Below are 7020 nucleotides of genomic sequence, written 5' to 3'. Positions count from 1 at the left end.
TGCGGCTGTGGGTCCAGCGCGTCGGCGGCTCGTCGTTCACCGTGGCCACCGAGATGAGGGTCGCCGCCGACCACGAGCCCGCGCTGGTCGCCGCGACCACGGTGGTGCTGTGGGACCACGCCACCCAGGCCTCGTGGCAGCTGACCGAGCCGGTGCGCGCGGCGTTGCAGCGGTACGCCGGCGAGCCTGTGCCGTTGCGTCCCTGAGCGGCGGGTGCCTCCCGGGACGGGCTCAGGGGTGGGTCATGCTCTCCACGTCGAGTGCCTCGTCGAGTTGTTCTTCGGTGATCTCGCCGCGCTCCACGAACCCCATCGCCAGCACGGTCTCCCGGATCGTGGCGCCGTCGGCCAGCGCCCGCTTCGCGATCGAGGCCGCGGTCTCGTAGCCCAGGTACTTGTTCAACGGGGTGACCACCGACGGCGACGACTCGGCGTAGGTCCGCATCCGTTCGGCGTCCGCCGTGATCCCGTCCACGGTCCGCTCGGCCAGCAGCGTCATCGACGTCGAGAGCAGCCGGATCGACTCCAGCAGGTTCCGCGCGAGCACCGGCATCATCACGTTGAGCTCGAAGTTCCCGCTGGCGCCTGCCACCGTGACGGTGGTGTCGTTCCCGATCACCTGCGCGCAGACCATCAACGTCGCCTCGGGAAGCACCGGGTTCACCTTGCCGGGCATGATGCTCGAGCCGGGCTGCAGGTCGGGCAGGTGGATCTCCGCCAGCCCGGTCGTCGGCCCGGACGACATCCAGCGCAGGTCGTTGCAGATCTTGGTCAGCCCGACGGCGATCGTGCGGAGCACCCCGCTGAGCTCGACCAGGGAGTCGCGGGTGCCCTGGGCCTCGAAGTGGTTGCGCGCCTCGACGAACTCCGCACCGGCGGCCTCGCTCAGCAGCTCGATGACTCGCGGCGCGAAGCCGGGCGGGGTGTTGATCCCGGTGCCCACCGCCGTCCCGCCGAGCGGCAGCTCACGCACCCGGGGGAGTGCGGCGTCCAGCCGCTCGACCGCGTAGCGCACGGTCGCCGCCCAGCCGCCGAACTCCTGGCCCAGCATCACCGGCGTGGCGTCCATCAGGTGTGTGCGCCCCGACTTCACCAGCCCCGCGAACTCCTCGGCCTTGGCGCTCAGGCTCGCCTCGAGAACGCCGAGCGCCGGCACCAGGTCGTGCTGGACGGCGAGCGCGGCGGCCACGTGGATCGCGGTCGGAAAGGTGTCGTTGCTGGACTGGCTGGCGTTGACGTGGTCGTTGGGGTGGACCTCGACCCCCGAACGCGCGGCCAGGGAGGCGATCACCTCGTTGGTGTTCATGTTCGAGCTGGTGCCCGAGCCGGTCTGGAAGACGTCCACGGGGAACTCGCGGTCGTGCCGGCCCTCGGCGACCTCGCCCGCGGCGGTCGCGATCGCCTCGGCCCGGTCGGCCTCCAGGACCCCGAGCTCGGCGTTGGCCCGCGCGGCGGCGGCCTTGACCAGGCCCAGCGCATGGATGAGTCGGGGCTCGAGCGGGGTGCCGCTGATCGGGAAGTTCTCGATCGCGCGTTGGGTCTGGGCTCGCCACAGGGCGTCCCGGGGGACCCGGATCTCGCCCATGCTGTCGCGCTCGGTGCGGAACTCCTGCTCGTCGTCGCTGCTGCTCATGCAGGCGACGGTACCCGCGCCACGTGGAGCCAGTACTGCTCGTCGCGGTCCTGCAGCAGCACGTCCAAGGCCCGCGCGTCGGCGTTGCCGAAGACGCCTCGCAGGGTCTCCTCCAGCTCGGGGGCGCGGTCGGCCGACCAGACGATCAGCACCCCACCGGGCCGCAGGGCCGCCCGCACGGCACTGAGGAAGGGCGCGTCGTACAGCCGGGCGTTGACGTCGTGCACCAGGTAGCCGGGGCCGTTGTCCACGTCCAGCAGCACCAGGTCGTACGACGAGGGCCTGGCCTCGGCGAAGGCGACCGCGACGTCGGCCACCACGAGGTGAACCCGTCCGTCGGCCAGCAGCGCCGGTCCGTGCGGTACGACGCCGGTGCGCATCCACTCGACCAGCGCCTCCTCGATCTCCACGACCGCGCAGCGCTCGACCCGGTGGTCGGCCAGCACCTCGTGCATCGTGTAGCCCAGGCCGAGCCCGCAGACGACCACCGCACGCGGGTCGTCGACCAGCTCGAGCGCCGCACTGGCCAGGGCCCGCTCGGTGCTGGTCTCCAGGGTGTCCATCACGAAGACCCCGTTGGCCCGCAGCTCCAGCACGGAGCCGCTGCACGGGTCGCGACGCTCGCGCAGGACGAGCTCGCCCCGCTCGGACTCCGCCCGCGCGATCTCGACGTACCTCTCGGTGGTCTCCATGGCCGCCCCCTCGTCGCCGACCTTGCTGCGGGCGGCGTCGACGGGCCCGCCCGATCGGGTACCGCCCTCGTGCCCGTCGCCCGACACGTCGAAACCCGGCCCTACTCGGCCGAGCGAACCCGGATCCCGGAGATGGGGACGGTGACCGCGCCGGAGGGGTCGGTGAAGAAGTCGTTGCCCTTGTCGTCGACGACGATGAAGGCCGGGAAGTCCTCGACCTCGATCTTCCAGACTGCCTCCATGCCGAGCTCCTCGTACTCCAGCACGGAGACCGACTTGATGCAGTCCTGGGCCAGCCGAGCGGCCGGGCCGCCGATCGAGCCGAGGTAGAAGCCGCCGTGGGCGTGGCACGCCTCGGTGACCTGCTTGGAGCGGTTGCCCTTGGCGAGCATGACCATCGAGCCACCGGCTGCCTGGAACTGCTCGACGTAGGAGTCCATCCGTCCGGCGGTGGTGGGCCCGAACGAGCCCGAGGCGAAGCCCTCGGGGGTCTTGGCCGGGCCGGCGTAGTAGACCGGGTGATCGCGCAGGTACTGCGGCATCTCCTCGCCGGCGTCGAGCCGCTCCTTGATCTTGGCGTGCGCGATGTCGCGGGCGACCACGAGCGGGCCGGTGAGCGAGAGCCGGGTCTTGACCGGGTGCTGGGTCAGCTCGGCGAGGATGTCGGCCATCGGCTGGTTGAGGTCGATCCGCACCACGTCGCCCGACTCGGCCAGGTGCTGGGTCTCGGTGTCCGGCATGTACTGCGCCGGGTCGGTCTCCAACTGCTCGAGGAAGACGCCCTCGGCGGTGATCTTGCCCAGCGCCTGCCGGTCGGCCGAGCAGGAGACCGCGATCGCCACCGGGCACGAGGCGCCGTGGCGGGGCAGCCGGACCACCCGGACGTCGTGGCAGAAGTACTTGCCGCCGAACTGGGCGCCGATGCCGAAGGACTGGGTCAGCTTGAAGACCTCCTCCTCCAGCTCGAGGTCGCGGAAGCCGTGCGCGTTCATCGACCCCTGGGTCGGCAGGTTGTCGAGGTAGTGCGCCGAGGCGTACTTGGCGGTCTTCAGCGCGAACTCGGCCGACGTACCGCCGATCACGATCGCCAGGTGGTACGGCGGGCAGGCGGCCGTCCCGAGCGAGCGGATCTTCTCGTCGAGGAACTGCAGCATCCGCTCGGGGTTGAGCACCGCCTTGGTCTCCTGGAACAGGAACGACTTGTTCGCCGAGCCACCCCCCTTGGCCATGAAGAGGAACTTGTACTCCGGGGCGCCGAACTTGTCCGGGGTGGAGTAGAGCTCGATCTGAGCCGGCAGGTTCGTGCCGGTGTTCTTCTCCTCCCAGGTCGTCAGCGGCGCGAGCTGGGAGTAGCGCAGGTTGAGCTTCGTGTAGGCGTCGTACACGCCTCGGCTGATCGCCTCGCCGTCGTCGGCGCCGGTGAGCACGCCCTCGGACTTCTTGCCCATCACGATCGCGGTGCCGGTGTCCTGGCACATCGGCAGCACGCCGCCGGCGGAGATGTTGACGTTCTTCAGCAGGTCGAGCGCGACGAAGCGGTCGTTGCCCGAGGACTCGGGGTCGTCGATGATCGTGCGGAGCTGGGCCAGGTGCGCGGGGCGCAGGTAGTGGCTGATGTCGTGCATCGCCTCGGCCGTCAGCAGCTGGATCGCCTCCGGCGCAACCTGGAGGAAGGTCCGGCCGTTCGCCTCGAAGGTGGACACCCCCTCGGTGGTGACGAGCCGGTACGGCGTGTCGTCGGCACCGGTCGGGAGCAGGTCGGAGTAACGGAATTCAGGGTCACTGGCCACGGGCCGAGATTACGCCGTCCGTCCGGCGCGTGTGCGAGCGGTTCCGGGTGCACGGCGCCGGTGGCGAAATGGCTGGACCAATCGCCGAGCGGGTCTGGACGTGTGGGGGCCGCGCGGGAGTAGCCTCCGAACAGCACTGCTCTGAGGCGGTGTGGGCGTGCCCATGCCCCGGTAACAGGAGGTCCCATGAAGCTTCGGTCCACGTTCGTCTCCCTGGTGGCGCTGGCCGCGTCCGCAGCGCTCGCATCCTGTGCGCCGCCGGCCGACGACACCAACACCTCCGACGCCGCCTCGGCCACCTCGGCCGCCGACCTCGGGGGCATGGACGCGCTGATCGCCGCCGCCCAGGAGGAGGGTGAGCTGAACGTCATCGCGCTGCCCCCGGACTGGGCCAACTACGGCGAGATCATCAAGGCCTTCGAGGCGAAGTACGACATCAAGGTCAACTCGGCCCAGCCCGACGCCGCCAGCCAGGACGAGATCAACGCCGCCAAGCAGCTGGCCGGCACCAACCGCGCGCCCGACGTCTTCGACCTCGGTCAGTCGGTCGCCCTGGCGAACACCGACCTGTACGCGCCGTACAAGGTGGAGACCTGGGACGACATCCCGGCGGAGTTCAAGGACCCGGCAGGCCTCTGGGTCAACGACTACGGCGGGTTCATGTCGATCGGCTACGACTCCGCGAAGGTGCCCGAGGTGACCAGCCTCGACGACCTGCTCGGCAAGGAGTTCAAGGGCAAGGTCGCCCTCAACGGCGACCCCACGCAGGCCGGTGCCGCGTTCAGCGGAGTGGTGATGGCCTCGATCGCGAACGGCGGCTCCGTCGACGACATCGCGCCCGGCGTGGAGTTCTTCTCCAAGCTCGAGAAGGCGGGCAACTTCCTGCCCGTCGACCCGACCGCCGCCACGATCGAGTCCGGCCAGACCCCGGTCGTCATCGACTGGGACTACCTGAACGCGGCCGAGACGGCCAAGCTGCCGAGTTGGAAGGTCTTCGTGCCGGCCGAGGCTCCGGTGGCCGGCTACTACTTCCAGGCGATCAACGCCGGGGCCGTGCACCCGGCGGCCGCGCGGCTGTGGCAGGAGTTCCTCTACAGCGACGAGGGCCAGAACCTCTGGCTCGCCGGCGGTGCTCGCCCGGTCCGTGCCGAGGCGATGGTCGAGGCCGGCACGATCGACTCCGAGCTGTACGACGCGCTGCCGGCCGTCGAGGGCGATCCCATCGTCCCGACCAACGCGCAGACCGAGAAGATGGCGGCGTACCTGGCGGACAACTGGGCGAAGGCCGTCAGCTGAGCACCACCTCTGCGACCCCGCGGACGGGTCGGCGCCTCAGCGTCGGCCCGTCCGTGGGTCTGCTCCCGTTCCTCGTCTTCGTCGCGATCTTCCTGGTGGTCCCGACCGTCACGGTGGTGATCGGCGCCTTCCAGGCCGAGCAGGGCGGCTTCTCGCTGGAGAAGGTCCGTGCCCTGGGCGGCGACACGGCGCTGCGCGCGTTGCAGGAGAGCCTGGTGCTCTCCTTCGCCTCGGCGGCGATCGGTGCCGTCCTGGGGGCGCTGCTCGCCTACCTGGTGGTGAGCGCTCCGCCCACCAGCGCGCTGCGCCGCGGGATCACCGCGATCTGCGGCGTGCTGGCGCAGTTCGGCGGGGTCACCCTGGCCTTCGCCTGGATGGCGACCCTCGGCTTCGGCGGTCTGCTGACCAACCTCTTCGCAGACCTGTTCGGCTTCGACGACAGCGGCTCGGCCTGGCTCTACGACCTGCCGGGCCTGATCCTCGTCTACACCTACTTCCAGATCCCGCTGATGCTGATCGTCTTCCTGCCCGCCCTGGAGGGGCTGCGACCGCAGTGGCGTGAGGCGGCGGTCAACCTGGGGGCGACCACCCGTCAGTACTGGTTGCAGATCGCCTTCCCCCTGCTGCGCCCGGCGTTCCTCGGCTCGGCGCTGCTGCTCTTCGCCAACGCCTTCGCGGCCTACGCGACCGCGGCCGCCCTGATCAGCCAAGGCTCGCCGATCACGCCGCTGCTGATCCGGGCCGCGCTGACCAGCGAGATCGTGCTGGGCCAGGCGAACTTCGCCTACGCCCTGGCGCTCGAGATGGTCGTGGTGGTGGCCGTGGTGATGGGCCTCTACGCCTGGCTGCTCAAGCGCACGTCGAGGTGGCTGACATGAGCGACTTCCGCCTTCCGGGGGAGCGCCGGGCGTTCGGCAGCGTCGTCCGCTGGGCGCTGCTCCTGGCGTTCGCGACGTTCTTCCTGCTGCCGCTGGTGGCGTTGCTCGACTTCAGCACGAAGGCCCCGGGCACCGGCGAGCGCACCGACGTGGCCTGGCGTGCGCTGGTCGAGGACCCCACCCTCACCGACGCGATCACCACCTCGCTGATCCTGGCCGGCATGACCGTGGCCGGGATGGTGCTGCTGCTGGTCCCGACGATGGTCTGGGTGCGGCTGCGGGTGCCGCGGGCGACCCGGTTGGTGGAGTTCCTCTGCCTGCTCCCGCTGACGATCCCAGCCCTGGTGATCGTGGTGGGCATCCGTAACGTCTACGCTTGGGTGACCTACTTCCTGGGCGACTCGGCGCTGACGCTGACCTTCATCTACGTGGTGCTGGTGCTGCCCTATGCCTACCGGGCGATCGACGCGGCGCTCTCCTCGATCGATGCCCGCACCCTCGCCGAGGCGGCCCGCTCGCTGGGGGCGAGCTGGTTCACGGTGATCGTGAAGGTGATCGTGCCCAACATCTGGAGCGGCGTCCTCGGCGCGGCGTTCATCTCGGTGGCTCTGGTGCTGGGGGAGTTCACGGTCGCCTCGCTGCAGAACTACAACACCCTGCCCGTCGTGATCGTCCAGCTCTCCAAGTCCGATGCCGCCGTCTCGATGGCCGCCTCCCTGGCGATGCTCGTGT

Annotated in this window: 7 protein-coding genes; 4 read left to right on the top strand and 3 right to left on the bottom strand. The window is 70.2% G+C overall.

All coding sequences use genetic code 11. The features are described 5' to 3' along the window. Positions 1-206, top strand: a 206-nt coding sequence (locus ABZE72_RS14860; RefSeq protein WP_372729810.1) for an acyl-CoA thioesterase, incomplete at its 5' end; no start/stop codon positions are given. A gap of 25 nt (positions 207-231) precedes the next feature. Here ABZE72_RS14860 and ABZE72_RS14855 read toward each other — a convergent pair. Genes ABZE72_RS14855 through ABZE72_RS14845 form a run of 3 tightly spaced genes read right to left on the bottom strand, consistent with a single transcriptional unit; the run spans position 232 to position 4114 of the window. Next, the gene (locus ABZE72_RS14855) at positions 232-1632 is read right to left on the bottom strand and encodes a class II fumarate hydratase (RefSeq protein ID WP_372729809.1); all 1401 of its coding nucleotides are present in this window, start codon (positions 1630-1632) and stop codon (positions 232-234) included. Beyond that, a complete protein-coding gene (locus ABZE72_RS14850; protein ID WP_372729808.1) occupies positions 1629-2411 on the bottom strand; it encodes a spermidine synthase in 783 nt (260 codons plus the stop codon). Before ABZE72_RS14850 ends, ABZE72_RS14855 begins: the two co-directional genes overlap by 4 nt. A 14-nt stretch (positions 2412-2425) precedes the next feature. After that, complete coding sequence (locus tag ABZE72_RS14845) at positions 2426-4114, bottom strand: fumarate hydratase (RefSeq protein WP_372729807.1); 1689 nt, start codon at positions 4112-4114, stop codon at positions 2426-2428. Between the two features lie 186 nt (positions 4115-4300). Between ABZE72_RS14845 and ABZE72_RS14840 the strand changes: the two genes are divergently transcribed. From ABZE72_RS14840 to ABZE72_RS14830, 3 genes are all read left to right on the top strand, one after another. Continuing rightward, a complete protein-coding gene (locus ABZE72_RS14840) occupies positions 4301-5410 on the top strand; it encodes an ABC transporter substrate-binding protein (RefSeq protein WP_372729806.1) in 1110 nt (369 codons plus the stop codon). Between the two features lie 53 nt (positions 5411-5463). Continuing rightward, entirely contained in the window at positions 5464-6288 is an 825-nt protein-coding gene (locus tag ABZE72_RS14835) for an ABC transporter permease (RefSeq protein WP_372729805.1), read from the top strand. Further along, positions 6285-7020, top strand: a 736-nt coding sequence (locus tag ABZE72_RS14830) for an ABC transporter permease (protein WP_372729804.1), incomplete at its 3' end; no start/stop codon positions are given. The genes ABZE72_RS14835 and ABZE72_RS14830, both read left to right, overlap by 4 nt.

Origin of the sequence: Nocardioides sp. (genome assembly GCF_041600255.1) — a bacterium.
Lineage (GTDB): Bacteria > Actinomycetota > Actinomycetes > Propionibacteriales > Nocardioidaceae > Nocardioides.
The sequence above is the reverse complement of the archived record's forward strand: the minus strand, read 5'-3'. Positions and strand labels throughout refer to the sequence as shown.